This window comes from Microbacterium psychrotolerans (assembly GCF_031085295.1).
GTDB classification, from domain to species: Bacteria; Actinomycetota; Actinomycetes; order Actinomycetales; family Microbacteriaceae; genus Microbacterium; species Microbacterium psychrotolerans.
Genome location: NZ_JAVFWO010000005.1, coordinates 126893 through 143188, shown reverse-complemented (window position 1 = coordinate 143188; position 16296 = coordinate 126893). Strand labels below are relative to the sequence as shown.

At 69.9% G+C, this 16296-nt stretch carries 14 protein-coding genes; 6 read left to right on the top strand and 8 right to left on the bottom strand.

The window, feature by feature from the left end; genetic code table 11:
* The 3 genes from Q9R08_RS16515 to Q9R08_RS16505 are packed head-to-tail and all read left to right on the top strand — an operon-like array spanning window position 1 to window position 3097.
* Window positions 1–936, top strand: a complete 936-nt coding sequence (locus tag Q9R08_RS16515; protein WP_418001364.1) for a carbohydrate ABC transporter permease — start codon at window positions 1–3, stop codon at window positions 934–936.
* Window position 937: 1 nt separating this feature from the next.
* Window positions 938–1888 (top strand): carbohydrate ABC transporter permease, encoded by a 951-nt coding sequence (locus Q9R08_RS16510; RefSeq protein WP_308869237.1) that lies wholly within the window; start codon window positions 938–940, stop codon window positions 1886–1888.
* 54 nt (window positions 1889–1942) lie between these two features.
* Entirely contained in the window at window positions 1943–3097 is a 1155-nt protein-coding gene (locus Q9R08_RS16505) for a glycoside hydrolase family 1 protein (RefSeq protein WP_308869236.1), read from the top strand.
* A gap of 55 nt (window positions 3098–3152) precedes the next feature.
* On the opposite strand, the gene Q9R08_RS16500 is transcribed toward Q9R08_RS16505, so the two are convergent.
* The 3 genes from Q9R08_RS16500 to Q9R08_RS16490 form a co-directional block, all read right to left on the bottom strand.
* Window positions 3153–3800: a TetR/AcrR family transcriptional regulator gene (locus tag Q9R08_RS16500; RefSeq protein WP_308869235.1), complete on the bottom strand. Its 648-nt coding sequence runs from the start codon at window positions 3798–3800 to the stop codon at window positions 3153–3155.
* A complete protein-coding gene (locus tag Q9R08_RS16495; RefSeq protein ID WP_308869234.1) occupies window positions 3797–5344 on the bottom strand; it encodes a glucoamylase family protein in 1548 nt (515 codons plus the stop codon). Before Q9R08_RS16495 ends, Q9R08_RS16500 begins: the two co-directional genes overlap by 4 nt.
* Before the next feature lie 172 nt (window positions 5345–5516).
* Window positions 5517–6995: a helix-turn-helix domain-containing protein gene (locus Q9R08_RS16490; RefSeq protein ID WP_308869233.1), complete on the bottom strand. Its 1479-nt coding sequence runs from the start codon at window positions 6993–6995 to the stop codon at window positions 5517–5519.
* A gap of 207 nt (window positions 6996–7202) precedes the next feature.
* Here Q9R08_RS16490 and aceB point away from each other — a divergent pair, with 207 nt between their 5' ends.
* Both aceB and Q9R08_RS16480 read left to right on the top strand, forming a co-directional pair.
* Window positions 7203–8867 (top strand): malate synthase A, encoded by a 1665-nt coding sequence (aceB, locus tag Q9R08_RS16485; RefSeq protein ID WP_418001363.1) that lies wholly within the window; start codon window positions 7203–7205, stop codon window positions 8865–8867.
* A gap of 110 nt (window positions 8868–8977) precedes the next feature.
* A complete protein-coding gene (locus Q9R08_RS16480) occupies window positions 8978–10573 on the top strand; it encodes an isocitrate lyase (RefSeq protein ID WP_308869232.1) in 1596 nt (531 codons plus the stop codon).
* Between the two features lie 73 nt (window positions 10574–10646).
* On the opposite strand, the gene Q9R08_RS16475 is transcribed toward Q9R08_RS16480, so the two are convergent.
* The 5 genes from Q9R08_RS16475 to Q9R08_RS16455 all read right to left on the bottom strand — a co-directional run bounded on the left by Q9R08_RS16475 (window position 10647) and on the right by Q9R08_RS16455 (window position 14870).
* Complete coding sequence (locus Q9R08_RS16475; protein WP_308869231.1) at window positions 10647–11279, bottom strand: response regulator; 633 nt, start codon at window positions 11277–11279, stop codon at window positions 10647–10649.
* Entirely contained in the window at window positions 11276–12478 is a 1203-nt protein-coding gene (locus tag Q9R08_RS16470) for a sensor histidine kinase (RefSeq protein ID WP_308869230.1), read from the bottom strand. Before Q9R08_RS16470 ends, Q9R08_RS16475 begins: the two co-directional genes overlap by 4 nt.
* A 114-nt stretch (window positions 12479–12592) precedes the next feature.
* Window positions 12593–13456 carry an ABC transporter permease gene (locus Q9R08_RS16465; protein ID WP_308869229.1) on the bottom strand — a complete coding sequence of 288 codons (864 nt, stop codon included), beginning with the start codon at window positions 13454–13456 and terminating at the stop codon, window positions 12593–12595.
* Complete coding sequence (locus Q9R08_RS16460; protein WP_308869228.1) at window positions 13453–14367, bottom strand: ABC transporter ATP-binding protein; 915 nt, start codon at window positions 14365–14367, stop codon at window positions 13453–13455. The genes Q9R08_RS16465 and Q9R08_RS16460 overlap by 4 nt, the downstream gene beginning before the upstream one ends.
* Window positions 14368–14525: 158 nt before the next feature.
* Window positions 14526–14870, bottom strand: a complete 345-nt coding sequence (locus tag Q9R08_RS16455; protein ID WP_308869227.1) for a hypothetical protein — start codon at window positions 14868–14870, stop codon at window positions 14526–14528.
* A gap of 145 nt (window positions 14871–15015) precedes the next feature.
* Between Q9R08_RS16455 and Q9R08_RS16450 the strand changes: the two genes are divergently transcribed.
* Window positions 15016–16236, top strand: a complete 1221-nt coding sequence (locus tag Q9R08_RS16450) for a pyridoxal phosphate-dependent aminotransferase (RefSeq protein ID WP_308869226.1) — start codon at window positions 15016–15018, stop codon at window positions 16234–16236.
* The last annotated feature ends 60 nt before the right edge of the window (window positions 16237–16296 follow it).

Genomic DNA, 16296 nt, shown 5'->3' with positions numbered 1-16296 from the left:
ATGACCGCTCTCGCCTCTGCGGCGCCGCCGCGTCGCCCCGCACCCCGCGTGCGGGCGACGCGGCGGGAACGCCGGATGACACGCACCGCGTGGCTGTTCGCCGCGCCGTTCGTGATCCTCTTCGTGGTGTTCATGGCCGGCCCGATCGTCGGGTCGCTCGCCATGAGCTTCACCGACATGACCACGCGCGACCTCGAGACGCCGTTCCAGGTGAACATCGTCGGGTTCGACAACTACATCCGGCTGTTCCAGGATCCGCGTTTCCTGCACTCGCTCGGCAACACGTTCACCTTCGTGATCGTCGCCGTGCCGCTGACCATCGCGCTGGCTCTCGCGGTCGCCCTCGCACTCGACAAGGGCATCCGCCGCTTCCGCACCGTCTACCGCGTCGGCTACTACGCCCCTGTCGTGACGAGCATCGTGGCGATCGCGATCGTCTGGCGGTTCATCCTCCAGCCCGACGGGCTACTCAACGGGTTCCTGGGACTGTTCGGCATCCAGGGCCCCGACTGGCTCCAGTCGACGACCTGGGCGCTTCCGTCGCTCATCGCCATGGCGGTCTGGCGCAACATCGGCACGCTCATGGTCATCTTCCTGGCCGCACTGCAGGGGGTCCCCCGTGAGCATCACGAAGCCGCGATGGTCGACGGCGCCAACGCCTGGCAGCGCTTCTGGAACATCACGATCCCGTCGATCCGGCCGGCCATGCTCTTCGCCGCGGTGATCACCGGCATCGGCTTCCTGCAGTTCTTCGAGGAGCCCTACGTCATGACGCAGGGCGGGCCGCTGGACGCGACGCTCTCGACGGCGATGTACACCTACGACCAGTTCGGCTTCGGCAACTACGCGTACGCGTCGGCCGCCAGTTACGTGCTGTTCCTGGCGATCGTGCTGCTGTCGCTGATCCAGTTCCGACTCCTCGGAAGGAGGGACTGACATGGACACCACTCCTCCCTCTGCGACCGACGCCCCACGCGAGGGCGAGCGGCAGCTGGGTCCGGTTCTCGCCTCCTCGGCGGTGACCGACACCGACGTCGTCGGCCCCGAATCGCATCCCGTCGGACGCCGGCGCGGCGAGCCGACCCGGTGGTGGCTCTACGTCGTGCTCACGCTGGGCCTGGTCGCGATGGTCATGCCGTTCGTGTGGATGATCCTCGGCTCGTTCAAGACCGACGCCGAGATCCGCCAGAACCCCACCGGCTTCCTGCCGCAGAACCCGACACTCGAGAACTACGACACGCTCTTCGGTCGCCTCGATTTCACGACGTTCTTCATCAACAGCATCGTCGTCGCGGTGTTCGTGACGCTCGGGAACATCGTGTTCTGCTCGATGATCGGGTACGCCCTGGCCAAACTGCAGTTCCGCGGCAAGAAGCTGCTGTTCGCCCTCGTCGTCGGAACGCTCATGGTGCCGGGCGTGGTGACGTTCGTGCCGCTGTTCGTGCTCGTCGCCAACCTGGGCCTCGTCAACACGTACCCCGGCCTGATCCTGCCGTTCCTCATCTCGCCGCTGGGCGTCTTCCTCATGCGTCAGTTCATGCTGGGGCTGCCCGACGAGCTGATCGAGGCCGCGCGCATCGACGGCGCGAGCGAGTGGCGCATCTTCCTGCGCGTGATCATGCCGATGTGCGGCCCGGCGGTCGCGACGCTGACGATCCTCACGTTCCTCGCCAGCTGGAACAACTTCTTGTGGCCGCTCGTGGTGGCGACCAAGGAGGACATGTACACGCTGCCCGTCGCCCTCGCGCTGTACTCGGTGAGCCAGAACGCCGCGCGGTACGGACTCATGATGGCGGGTGCCGTCGTGGTCGTCCTGCCCATGCTGCTCCTGTTCGTCTTCCTGCAGCGCTACTTCGTGCAGGGCATCGCCCTCACCGGCATCAAGTGATCCGGAGCGGATGCCGCGGCATCCGCCCATCCGAACGAAAGGACCATCAGCACGATGGACTTCCCCGAAGGCTTCCTGTGGGGCGCCTCCACCGCGGCTCACCAGATCGAGGGCGGCAACGTGAACTCGGACTGGTGGCAGCGCGAGTGGGGCCACCTGCCCGGCGCGCCCGTCGAGACGCCGTCCGGCGACGCGGCCGACAGCTACCACCGCTACCCCGAGGACATGGCGCTGCTGGCGGGAGCCGGCCTCGGCACCTACCGGTTCAGCATCGAATGGGCGCGCATCGAGCCCGAGGACGGCTGGATCTCGCGGGCGGCGATCGACCACTACCGTCGCATGGTGGCGACGGCGCGGGAGCTGGGCCTCGAGCCGATGATCACGCTGCATCACTTCACCAACCCGGTGTGGTTCGCCCGCGAGGGCGGGTGGCACGCGGATGCCGCGGCCGACCGGTTCGCCCGGTACGTGGAGGCGGCGCTGCCGGTGCTGGACGGGGTCGATCTCGTGTGCACCATCAACGAGCCGAACATGGTCTCGGTGCTCGCCGATCCGGAGGTGGGCTTCCCCTCGATCGGGCTGCCGCCGGGCGTGCCCGCGGTCACGGATCGCCTCGTCGACGCCCACAAACGCGCCGTCGATATCGTGCGCGCCGCGGGAGCTCGTGCCGGCTGGTCGGTCGCGACACAGGCGTACCAGCCTGAGCCGGGTGCGGAGGCGGTCGCCGCCGAGTACGGCCGATCCCGCGAGGACGTGTTCCTCGATGCGGCCCGAGGGGACGACTGGATCGGAGTGCAGGCGTACACCCGGACGAAGATCGGGGCGGACGGTCCGCTCCCGATCCCCGACGATGCCGAGCGCACGCTGACCGGCTGGGAGTACTTCCCGCCTGCGGTCGGGGACGGGATCCGCAATGCCTGGGCGCGGGCCGCGGTGCCCGTGTACGTGACCGAGAACGGCATGGCGACCGCCGACGACAGCCGTCGCATCGACTACACGCGCGGCGCGCTCGAAGCCGTCGCGTCGTGCATCGCCGAGGGCGCGGACGTGCGCGGGTACCTCCACTGGAGCCTGCTCGACAACTACGAGTGGGGCAGCTACCGGCCGACCTTCGGTCTCATCGCCTGGGATCGTGAGACCTTCGAGCGGCGTCCGAAGCCGAGCCTCGCGTGGCTCGGTGAGGTCGCCCGCGCCAACGCCCTGCGCTGAGCCCCGCGACGCGCGCGTCCTCGCCCAGGCCCGGCGAGGACGCGCGTCGGCGGCGTCAGGCCTCCGGACGCAGGTAGCCCCGCACGAATTCCGCGAACAGGGCGTTCATGTCCACGCTCTCGTCGAGGAGCCACTGCAGCTGGATGCCGTCCATCACGGCGCTGATCAGCCGGGCGGCGAGCGCGGGGTCGATGTCGGCGCGGACCTCCCCGTCGGCTTGACCGGCCACGAGGAGCGGCGTCGCGGCCTCGGCACCCTCGAGGTAACGGCGGGCGAACTCCTCGTGGGCGGGGTGCTCTGAGTCGGTCGCCTCGGCCGACACCGTCGCGTACAGCGAGGTGAGGCCCCGGGACTCCTGGTTGTAGGCCACGACCTTCGTCGCCTGCTGGATGAGCGTGTGCTCGGCGGGATCGCCCGCGGCGGCGCGGATCTTCTCGTCGCGCTGACGGAGGACCTCGGTGAAGAGCTCCTCCTTGTCGGCGAAGTGATGCATGAGGCCGGTCGGGGTGAGCCCGACGCGCTTCGCGATCTCGCGCAGCGACCCGCTGTGGAAGCCGCTGCGCCCGAACACGATGAGCGCCTCGTCGACGATCGCCTGCCGTCGCGCCTGCCCCTTGGCGTAGCTGCCCCGGGGCGTGCGCGCCCCGCGGGCCGGGGTGCCCTCGGCGGACGCTCCGGCCGCGGTCTCGGCGGCTTCGATCACTGACGCGCTCTCTCCTCGGAGCTGAAGACCTGCGCAGCCATCGCGGGTCGCAGGCGCTTCTCCATCTCCTTGTCGACGAAGTAGGTCTTCAGCGTATCTCCGGTGAGCTCGTTGCCGATCGCCGCCATGATCATCGACTGGTCGAGCGAGAGGTAGCGCTCGGCGACCGTGCCGCTGCCGACGGCGACGGCGTCGTAGAAGCCGCCGGGCCCGTAGGCTCCCAGATCGGACTCGAGGTGCGCGAGGTTCTCGAGCACGCCCTCGCGATCGTACGGCAGCGCGAGGAACGCGGCGTGCGGCGTCACCACGCCGTCGCCGAACTCGGGGTCGGGGTTCGTGCCCTCGGTGCAGCCGGGACGGTCGACGTCGACATCCGTCTTCTCGACGTCGGACGTGTAGCCGTCCGAGCGCATGCCGGCGAGGTCGACGCCGTATTCGGCGTAGCCGCCGAGCGGGTTGCTCGCGGGCGAGAAGCCCCACGCGCCGTACCCGGCGTCCTCGAGCCCGTGGTGCTTCTGCACGGCGACGGTGATCGGGTGGTTCACACGCCAGGAGCGCGGTCCCCACTTCGTCTCGGGCACGAGCAGATCGGGCATGAGCGCCTCGAACATGCTGCCGCCCCAGCTCGGGACGAAGCTCATACCGGCATAGGTGTAGACGCCCTCCCAGACCTCGAACCCGTCGTAGGTGCGGTACGTACCGGTCGGCAGCTGCTCCTGCCATGCCCAGTCGCAGCCGGGCGGCATGGTGCGGTGGGTGCCGTAGAGCGCTGTCGGCGGGATCTCGCCGTTCGCGATGCCGAGGTAGGTCGCGATGCGGCTCTCGCTGACGGTGGTGTCGTAGTGGTGGCACGTGTAGAAGGCGGTCTCGCCCGAGCCGTTGTACATGGGCGCCTCGACGCTGCACCCCGGGGGCGCGACCTCCCAGAACCCGCCGCGGTTGGTGCCGGCCGGCAGGCCCGGCGCACCCTCGGGGTTGAAGTAGGCCGAGAAGTCCATCGAGTCGTAGAGCGCGTCGGCCTGCGCGGCCAGGCTCGGCTCGGCCTCTCGGACGATGCGCAGGGATGCCGCGAGCCACCCGTTGTCGACGGTGCTGAGGAACGGGTGCACGACGTCGCCCGAATCGGGCCACGTCGTGAGCTTCGCGCCGGTCGCCGGGTCGTACCAGTTGTAGTACATGCCGCTCGCAGCGTTGCGCTCGAGCGCTGCGAGCGTGCCCAGGGTGGTGGCCATGCGGTCGCGCGCCTCGTGCACGGAGATGATTCCGAGGTCGCGCGCGGTCACGGTCGACCAGAGGTATCCGCCGATGTTCGTGGGCGACGTGTAGGCGCCGGCGGTCGCCAGGTCGCCGGTGATGTTGTCGGACGGCAGACCCGTGGCCGGGTCGGTCATGGCATCGAGCGACGCCCAGGTGTCCTCCGCGTACCGCTGGAGGGTGTCATCGCCCGGTCTGCCCGATCCCGATCCCGCCATCGCGGGGCCGGCCATGCTGAGTCCGCCGGCGACCAGTGCCGCCACCGCTGCCGTGCTGAGCCATCGTCTCATCGCGCTCTCCTCGTCGAGGTCGTCGAAGCGGCTCCGTCGGGCAGAACCGCCGGTTCGCAAAACCTAACACCTAACAGGTATTGGCGGAACCCCGGCGTCCTGTCTCTCACTGCTCTCTCACGCGCCGCGCCGGTCGCGCGGCCGGCGGCACACCCGGCGGAGAGCGGGCAGCTCAGCGCGGGGCGTGCGCCTCGAGGAACTCGTACACGTCGGTGGTGTCGACGCCGGGGAACGACCCGGTCGGCAGCGTCGCGAGCAGGGTGCGCGGCGTCCGCACATTCGGCCACGACTGCTCGCGCCAGGCGGCCTCGAGCTCGGCCGGCGCGCGGCGGCAGCAGGCCTCGATCGAGTGGGTCGAGACGCCCCGGTTGGGGGTGTCGCGACCGAGGAACCACTTCGTGTCGTCGAAACGCACGCCGACGCTCACCGAGTGCGCCCCTTCGCTCGACAGCTCGACACGAGCGGTGCACCAGTAGGTGCCGTTCCCGGTGTCGGTGTACTGGTAGTACGGGTTGAAGTGGTCGTCGACGTCGAAGACGACGCGCGAGGTCCACTTGCGGCAGCACATCTGCCCCTCGATCGCGCCCAGGCGGTCGGTCGGGAAGTTGACGTCGTCGTTCTCGTAGACCTTCGTGATGACTCCCGACTCGTGCACCTTGAGGAAGTGCACGGGCAACCCCAGGTGCACGGTCGCGAGGTTCGTGAAGCGGTGCGCCGCGGTCTCGTACGACACCGAATAGGCGTCGCGCAGGTCTTCGATCGAGATCGACCTGTCCTTCTTGGCCTCCTGCAGGAACGGCACCGCGTGCGCCTCGGGGATGAGCAGGGCGCCGGTGAGGTAGTTGGTCTCCACGCGCTGTCGCAGGAAGTCGGCATACGAGGTGGGTTCGCGGTGCCCGAGAATGCGGCTCGACAGCGCCTGCAGCACCGCCGTGCGCGGGTCTCCCTTGGTCGTAAGGCGACTCGACAGGTAGAGGCGCCCGTTCTTGATGTCGGCGACCGAGCGGGTGGTCTGCGGCAGGTCGGGCACGTAGTGAAGCGTGAAGCCGAGATGGGCGGCGATATCGGATGCCGTCCGCTGCGTCAGCGGACCGCCCGGGTGGTCGACGGCCTGGAGCAGGCGGCGCGCCTGCTGCTCCAGCTCGGCGAAGTAGTTGTTCTGCGTGCGCATGAGCTTGCGCAGCGCCACGTTCGCCCGGCGGGCCTCCTCCGGTGTCGCCGCGCGCTCGTCGCGCAGCCGTTCGATCTCGCCCTGCAGGGCCAGCATCGCCTTGAGCGCCTCGGTCGGCACCGTCTTGCCGATGCGGAACGGCGGGATGCCCAGCGCCTGGAACGTCTGGCCGCGCATCGCCCGCTCGAGCGAGATCTCGAGCGTCGTGCGCTCGTCGAGCGGCTCGGACTCGAGGATCGCCTCGATCGACGAGCCGAGCGCCCGAGCGATCGACTGGAGCAGCGTGAGCTTCGGCTCACGCCGGCCGTTCTCGATCATCGACAGCTGGCTGGGTGCGCGCTCCACCGCTGCGGCGAGCTCTTCGAGCGTCATGCCCCGGTCGGTGCGCAGCTGCCGGATGCGGCGGCCGATGGTGAGTGGATCCACTTCTTCATCGTCGGGGAGATCACCGCGCAGATCCGGCGTGAACGTCGTCGTCATGGGCCGATTCTGTCACGAAAACAGAAATCCTCGAAAAGTTCACATGCCGAATCGTGGGTTCGACCCCCGAACTTCACCGCAGAGTGGTGTCACGACAGACCGACGGTTGATCCAGAACGCGGATCACGGGATGCCCCCATCCGGCCCACACGCCGGGTGCGGCATCCCTCCATCACTCAGCACACTCGTTCACAGGAAGACAGGGACATGACACCTGCAACCGCCACCCCGATGCGTACGCGCACCGGCCCCATCCCCACCCAGATCCACGAGCCGTCGATCGAGATCAGCGGCCGCATGGGACCCCGGTACGACGAGGTCCTCACCCCCGAGGCGATCGCGTTCCTCACCGAGCTGCACCAGCGCTTCGGCGCCCGCCGGCACGACCGGCTCGCCGACCGCATGCGGCGCCGCTTCGAGATCGGGAACGGGCACGACCCGCAGTTCCGCGATGACACCCGGCACATCCGAGAGGAAGCCGAGTGGACCGTCGCGGGCGCCGGACCGGGCCTCGAGGACCGCCGCGTCGAGATCACGGGCCCGACCGACCCGAAGATGACGATCAACGCCCTCAACTCCGGCGCCAAGGTGTGGCTCGCCGACCAGGAGGACGCCACCAGCCCCACCTGGAAGAACGTGATCGAGGGCCAGTTGAGCCTGCGCGACGCGATCCGCGGCGAGCTCTCGTTCACCAGCGCCGAAGGCAGGCGCTACGAGGTCACGGCCACCGAGACCCCCACCATCGTCATGCGGCCGCGCGGCTGGCACCTCCCCGAGCAGCACATCCGCTTCACCGACCGCTCCGGCCGCACGATGGCGGCGTCCGGGTCGCTCGTGGACTTCGGGCTGTACTTCTTCCACAACGCCGAGCGACTGATCACGAACGGCCGTGGACCCTACTTCTACATCGCCAAGCTCGAGTCGAGCGAAGAGGCGAAGCTGTGGGACGACGTCTTCACCTTCAGCGAGAAGTACATCGGGATCCCCCACGGGACGATCCGGGCGACCGTGCTCATCGAGACGCTCCCGGCGGCGTTCGAGATGGAGGAGATCCTCTTCGAGCTGCGCGACCACTGCGCAGGGCTGAACGCCGGCCGCTGGGACTACATCTTCTCGATCATCAAGAACTACCGCGGCCGCGGTGCGCGCTTCGTGCTGCCCGACCGCAGCGAGGTCACGATGACCGTGCCGTTCATGCGCTCGTACACCGAGCTGCTCGTGAAGACCTGCCACAAGCGCGGCGCCTTCGCGATCGGCGGCATGAGCGCCTTCATCCCCAACCGCCGCGACCCCGAGGTGACCGCGACGGCTTTCGAGAAGGTCGCCGCCGACAAGAAGCGCGAGGCCGGCGACGGCTTCGACGGCACGTGGGTGGCCCACCCCGACCTGATCCCGGTCGCGCGGGCCGAGTTCGACGCCGTGCTCGGCGATCGCCCGAACCAGCTCGACCGTCAGCGTCCCGAGGTGCAGGTGAGCGCGGCCGATCTGATCGACGTGCACATCGGGCGTCCGGTCACCGCGGCCGGCGTGCACGCGAACGTGTCGGTGGCCATCCGCTACCTCGAGGCGTGGCTGCGGGGGCTGGGCGCGGTGGCGATCGACAACCTCATGGAGGATGCCGCGACCGCCGAGATCAGCCGCAGCCAGGTGTGGCAGTGGATCCACCAGGACCGCACCACCGACGACGGCACCACGATCACGCGCGAGTACGTGGAGGGTCTGATCACGCAGGTGCTGGGCGAGGTCGAGCGTCGCGTGGGCGACCGCTTCGACGACGCGGCGGAGATCTTCCGCGACGTCGCCCTCGGCCAGGACTTCCCGGCCTTCCTGACGCTGCCGGCCTACTCGCGCTTCCTGATCGAGACCGACTGACGCGTCATCCGTGTCCCGATCTCCGCCGTTTACGACCGCTGGGTCGGTGGAGATCGGGACACGAAGACCGCTGATCGGGACACGAACACACCTACTGCAAAGGAATCACCATGACCGCCTACAACGACGACATCGCAGCCATCCGGGTCCTCAAGGAGCAGCACGGCTCCGGCTGGGACGCCATCGACCCCGAGTCCGCCGCGCGCATGCGGGCGCAGAACCGCTTCCGGACGGGACTCGAGATCGCTCAGTACACCGCCGACATCATGCGCCGCGACATGGCGGAGTACGACGCCGACTCGTCGGTGTACACCCAGTCGCTCGGCGTGTGGCACGGCTTCATCGGGCAGCAGAAGCTCATCTCGATCAAGAAGCATCTGAAGAGCACGAACAAGCGCTACCTCTACCTGTCGGGCTGGATGGTCGCCGCGCTCCGGTCCGAGTTCGGGCCCCTTCCCGACCAGTCGATGCACGAGAAGACGTCGGTGCCGGCCCTCATCGAGGAGCTCTACACCTTCCTCCGCCAGGCCGACGCACGCGAACTCGACCTGCTCTTCACACAGCTCGACCGGGCACGTTCCGCCGGGGATGAGACCGCGGTCGAGTTCATCCAGTCGCAGATCGACAACTACGAGACCCACGTCGTGCCGATCATCGCCGACATCGACGCGGGCTTCGGAAATCCCGAGGCCACCTACCTCCTCGCCAAGAAGATGATCGAGGCGGGCGCGTGCGCCATCCAGATCGAGAATCAGGTGTCGGATGAGAAGCAGTGCGGCCACCAGGACGGCAAGGTCACCGTCCCCCACGAGGACTTCATCGCCAAGCTCACCGCGGTCCGCTACGCGTTCCTCGAGCTCGGCATCGACAACGGCATCATCGTCGCCCGCACCGACTCGCTCGGCGCCGGCCTCACGCAGAAGCTCGCGGTGACGCACGAGCCGGGTGACCTCGGCGACCGGTACAACTCCTTCCTCGACGTCGAGGAGATCTCGGAGGGCGACCTGGGCAACGGCGACGTCGTCATCAAGCGCGACGGCAGGCTGCTGCGCCCCAAGCGTCTCGCCAGCAACCTGTACCAGTTCCGCTCCGGAACCGGAGAGGAGCGCGTCGTGCTGGACTGCATCACGTCGCTGCGCAACGGCGCCGATCTGCTGTGGATCGAGACCGAGAAGCCGCACGTGGAGCAGATCGCGGGCATGGTCGACGCGATCCGCGCCGAGGTCCCGAACGCGAAGCTCGTGTACAACAACAGCCCGTCGTTCAACTGGACGCTGAGCTTCCGCCAGCAGGCGTACGACCTGCTCGCGGAGCAGGGCGAGGATGTCTCGGCCTACGACCGCGGCGACCTGATGAACGTCCAGTACGACGACACCGAGCTCGCGCGGCTCGCCGACGAGAAGATCCGCACGTTCCAGCGCGAGGGTTCCGCTCGCGCCGGGATCTTCCACCACCTCATCACGCTGCCGACGTACCACACCGCGGCGCTGTCGACCGACGACCTCGCCAAGGGCTACTTCGGCGACGAGGGCATGCTCGCCTACGTGAAGGGCGTGCAGCGTCGCGAGATCCGCGAGGGCATCGCCACTGTCAAGCACCAGAACATGGCCGGAAGCGACATCGGCGACAACCACAAGGAGTACTTCGCCGGCGACGCGGCCCTCAAGGCCGGCGGTCAGCACAACACGATGAACCAGTTCAACTGAGTCCCACGACGCGGGGCCCCCTGGATGGCGGATGCCTCGGACCAGCCGGTCCGAGGCATCCGTCGTCCAACCGCTAGGCGAGCAGGCCCCGCTCCATCGCCAGCGTCGCCGCACGCGTGCGGTCGGCGACGCCGAGCTTCTCGAAGATCTTGAGCAGGTGCGTCTTCACCGTGGACTCGCCGATGCCGAGCGCGACGGCGATCTGCTTGTTGCTGTGCCCTCTGGCGACGAGCCGCAGCACGTCGAGTTCGCGCGGTGTCAGGACGGTCTCCGGCACCGGCCGGCGCATCCGTTCGACCAGGCGCACCGCGACCTGCGGCGAGAGCGCCGACTGCCCGGCCGCGACCGAGCGGATGCCGGCGACGATCTCCGCCTGCGGGGCCGCCTTCAGCAGATACCCGGAGGCCCCCGCCTCGATCGCCGCGAGGATCTGGTCGTCCGACTCATAGGTGGTGAGGATCAGCACACGCGGCGGCGGGTCGCCCGCCTCGCCCGCGGCGATCCGCGCCGTGGCGGCGACACCGTCGACGCGCGGCATCCGGAGATCCATCAGGACCACATCGGGCCGTGTCGCGACGGCGAGGCGCACCGCTTCGTCGCCGTCGGACGCCTCCGCCACCACCTCGAAACCGGGCTCGTCGGAGAGCAGCCCGGAGAGCCCGGCGCGCACCACGGGGTGGTCGTCGGCGATGAGCAGTCGAATCACACGGGGCCTCCTCTGACATCGTTCACGGCATCCGGCCGCGCGGGTGGAAGGCGCACGCGCAGCGCCGTCCCGCTGCCGGTGGTCGAGGCGACCTCGATCGCACCGCCGGCCAGCGCCACCCGCTCCCGCATGCCGTCGAGGCCGAATCCCGCCCCGGCCGTCGCCGGCTCGAAACCGCGGCCGTCGTCGGCCACCTCGAGCGCGGCACCGCCGTCCGCCTCCACGCGGACGCGCACCCGCACGAGGTCGGCGTCGGCGTGCTTCGCGGCGTTGGACAGCGCCTCCTGCAGGCAGCGCAGCAGCACGACCTGCGTCTCTCGGTCGAGCTCCGCCGCCACGCCGGCCGTGTCGAGTTCGATCGCCGCGCGGCCCTGCGCCCGGAAGCGCTCCACGAGGCGCTCCACCGCGGCGGCGAACGCCGGCTCGCGGGGCACGGCGGCCGTCCGGGCGACGAGCGCCCGCGCCTCGGCCAGCGCGTCTCGAGCGACCTGCTCGACGGTCGCGATCGTCGCGGCCGCGGCATCCGTCTGTCCCTCACGCGACTGCCGTCCGGCGCGCTCCGCGAAGATCACCAGGCCCGCGAGCGTCTGTGCGAGCGTGTCGTGGATGTCGCGGGCGAGGCGCTCGCGCTCCGCCGAGGCGCCGCGCTCGCGGCTCAGCGCCTCCACCTGCCCCTGGGCGGCCGTCAGCTCGGCCAGCAGGCGCTCGCGTTCCTCGCCGTACTCGGCGATGCGGGCGATCCACAGCCCGATGGCGATCGCGAAGGCCAGCGAGAACACGGCGGTCGTAGCCCCCGCGAGGACCGAGTCGGCGTCTGCGCCGTAGCCGATGATCACCCCGACGAACACGCTGACGGCGATCACCACGGACCCGCCGATGCCCCGCCGCCGGGAGTCGCCGATGACCCACACGAGCGGGTACGCGAGCGTCTGGAGCATGGCCATGAACGGAGCGGCTCCGACGCCGATGCCCACCGCGATCGCGGCGACCGAGAGGAACGCGGGGTACCGCCAGGCGGCTCGGGGCGGTTCGACGGCGGCGCGGCCGATCGCGGCGTACCCCGCCACGAAGAGCCCGATCGACCCCAGGCCGACCACCGTGCGGGCGGCGGTCGACGGCGCGAACAGGAAGACCAGCGCCAGGGCGATGACCGCCGCGACGATGCACACGATCGCATCCCACCGGCGCTCGCTCAGCATGCTCCGCCCGCCTCCCTTCCTCGTCCGAGTGTCGCCCGGGCTCGACTCACCGCTGCGAGCCGGGCACCGTCAGGCTACGCGGCCGTGCGCCGACCGGCCACGCCGCCGACCCGGTCACGCATCGCGGCGGATCCATCGGAAGGTGACGCGCGAGAGCACGAGCCCGACGACGAGCCAGACGCCGAGGGCGATCGCGACGCCGGCCAGATCCCACTCGCCGTTCTGCTCGAGGGCTGCGTATTCGTCGGGCAGGAAGACGGCCCGCATGCCCTGCGCCATCCACTTGAGCGGGAACAGCCCGGCCACGTTCTGCAGCCAGTCCGGCAGCTGCGAGAACGTCAGGTAGACGCCCGAGATGAACTGCAGCGCGAGTGCGATCGGCACCACCACGGCGGTCGCGCTCTTGCCCGTGCGCGGCACGGCCGAGAGCGCGATGCCGAGGAGCGCCGAGGTGGTGATGCCGAGCACGAACACCCAGGCGAAGGTCGCCCAGCTCTCGGGCGCGGTCGGAAGCTCCACGCCGAGCACGAGCGAGGCGAACAGCAGCAGCAGCGCCGACTGCAGAACCCCCGTCACGAGCACCTGGCCGATCTTGCCGATGAAGTAGCTCACCGGCGACAGCGGCGTGCCGCCGAGGCGCTTGAGCATGCCGTCGGAGCGCTCGATCGCGATGTCCATCGCCAGGTTCTGGAAGCCTGACAGCAGCAGACCGGCGGCGATCATGCCCGGCAGGTACAGCTGCGCCATCGGGATGGCCGGCACGTTCGGTGCGAGCTGCACGTCGCCGTCCGAGCCGAACGCCACGCTGAACAGCCCCAGCATGAAGATCGGGAAGAGGAAGGTGAAGAAGAGGGTGTCGCCCGAGCGGAAGTACTGCACCAGCTCGAAGCGGGCGCGCCAGACCCCGACGGCGAGAAGGCCGCGCCGCCGCGTCCGGCTGCCCTGACCCGACGCCACGCTGCGGGTCGCCGTGCTCATCGTGCTGCTCCCCTCGTCACGACCGCGTCCGCCGTGCCGTCGACGGGTGCCTCCGCCTCGGCGACGAGGCTCAGATAGACGTCCTCGAGGCTCGGCCGGACGATCTCGAGCTCGGGCGGAGCGCCGCCGAGGCGCGCGGCGAGCACCGTCGCGAACGTGAACGGATCGGCAGTGCGCTCTTGCCGCGGCATCCCGCCCTCCACCCATTTCACGACCGGCATGCGCGCCTCTTCTCCCCCGAACCCCGCGACGGGGCCGATCGCCCGCAGGCGGCCGGCAGCGATGACCGCGACCCGGTCAGCGAGCTGCGCGGCCTCGTCCAGGTAGTGGGTGGTGAGCAGGATCGTGGTGCCCTCGGTCTGCAGCCTCCGGATGAGCTCCCAGAACTCCCGGCGCGCGTGGGGATCGAACCCGGTCGTCGGCTCGTCGAGGAACAGCAGGTCGGGCCGGCCGATGATCCCCAGGGCGACGTCGACGCGGCGCTGCTGCCCGCCGGACAGCTTCGAGATGCGCGTCTTCGCCTGCGGCTGAAGGCCGACCGCGGCGATCACCTCATCGACGTCGCGCGGGTTCGGATAGAACCCCGCGAACTGCCGGAGCTGCTCGCGCACCGTCGCGAGCCCCGACTGCGCGGTGGACTGGAGGACGATGCCGAGCCGGGCCTTCAGATCGAGCCCGCCGAGACCGGGGTCGACGCCCAGCACCTCCACCTCGCCGCTGGTGCGCCGCCGATAGCCCTCCAGGATCTCGACGGTCGTCGACTTTCCCGCCCCGTTCGGACCGAGCAGGGCGAACGTCTCACCCCGCGCGATGTCGAACGACACCCCGTCGACGACGGTGCGATCGCCGTACGTCTTCCGCAGGTCGCGCACCCGCACCGCGACCGCATCCTCACCCGCATGAATCCGCATGCTCCCAGCCTCGCCGCGCGGGCCGGCGCGGACCAGCGGTCATCTGCGGGATCGGCATCCCCCATTCGGTGGATGCCGCCGTCGGCGGCGACGGGTCAGCCGCGCCACCCGGCGGTTCAGCTGCGGGGCCTGGAGGCTCAGCTGCGTCGCCCGGCGGCTCAGCGATCCGAGGTCGCCGTCGCAGGAACGACCAGGGGCGCGACCCCCGCTGCGGCATCCGCTCGCTCCTCCGCGCGCAGCAGCCGTTGCCCTCGGATGCCGCCCGCCAGCGCCCAGGCGAGGAGCCAGACTCCGGAGCCCACCGTGATGACGGCGGCGGCGCGCAGACCGGCGTCGGGGTCGAGCAGGACGACCAGCGCGATGAGCGACAGCACGCCGCCGACGACCGCGCCGGTGGCGCCGATCATCGTGAGCACGCACCCGCGCGCGAGCCACCACGCGATCCCGCCCGCGAAGACAAGCACGATGGCGAGCACGACGGCTCCCCAGATCCAGGCGTCCACGAGGCACAGGGTACCGTGCGCTCGTGGTGCCCGGAAGCCCGCCGTCGGACGTTCCGTCGCGCCCGCCCGGCATCGCGCACAGTCACGGGCCGGTCGAGGGCGATTGGCCGCTGACCGCGACGCGCGCGCGGACTACGCTCGAAGCGTGACAGAACGCGCACCGCTCACCCGTACGCCCACGCTCTCCCGCAAGCTCAGCGCCATCGCCGAGTCGGCGACCCTCAAGGTCGATGCCAAGGCCAAGGCCCTGCAGGCCGCCGGCCGGCCGGTCATCTCGTACGCGGCGGGCGAGCCCGATTTCGCCACCCCGCAGTTCATCGTGGATGCCGCCGCCGAGGCGCTGCACAACCCCGCGAACTTCCGCTACACGCCGGCCGCGGGCCTTCCCGCGCTCCGCGAGGCCATCGCGGCGAAGACGCTGCGCGACTCGGGCCTCGAGGTCGACCCCTCGCAGATCATCGTCACCAACGGCGGCAAGCAGGCCGTGTACCAGGCCTTCCAGACCGTCGTGAACCCCGGCGACGAGGTGCTGCTGCCGGCCCCGTACTGGACGACGTACCCGGAGGCGATCGCCCTGGCCGACGGCGTCCCCGTCGAGGTGTTCGCCGGTGCCGACCAGGACTACAAGGTGACCGTCGCGCAGCTCGAGGCCGCACGCACCGACCGCACGACCGCGCTCGTGTTCGTGTCGCCGTCGAACCCGACCGGCTCGGTGTACACGGCGGAGGAGACTGCCGCGATCGGCCAGTGGGCCGTCGAGCACGGCATCTGGATCATCTCCGATGAGATCTACCAGAACCTGGTCTACGAAGGCACGCGGGCCGTCTCGATCGTGGAGGCTGTTCCGGATGCCGCCGCCCAGACGATCCTCGTCAACGGCGTCGCCAAGACCTACGCGATGACCGGCTGGCGTCTCGGCTGGATGGTCGGGCCGCAGCCGGCGATCAAGATCGCCGGCAACCTCCAGTCGCACCTGTGCTCGAACGTCAACAACATCGCGCAGCGCGCGGCGCTCGCGGCCCTCACCGGCCCGCAGGACGAGGTCGAGCAGATGCGTCAGGCCTTCGACCGCCGTCGCCGCACGATCGTGACCGAGCTCTCGAAGATCGACGGCGTCGAGGTGCCCACTCCGCTGGGCGCGTTCTACGCCTACCCCGACGTGCGGGGGCTGCTCGGCCGCGAGTGGGCGGGCAAGACGCCCACGACCTCGCTCGAGCTCGCCGACCTCATCCTCGAAGAGGCCGAGGTGGCCGTCGTGCCCGGAGAGGCCTTCGGTCCGTCGGGCTACCTGCGCCTCTCGTACGCACTCGGCGACGACGCCCTCCTCGAGGGCGTCCAGCGCCTGCAGCGCCTCTTCGCGTCGTAGCCGGCGACGTCACGGAACGCGGATGCCTCGGTGCGAGGCATCCGCGTTCTGCGTCGGGCC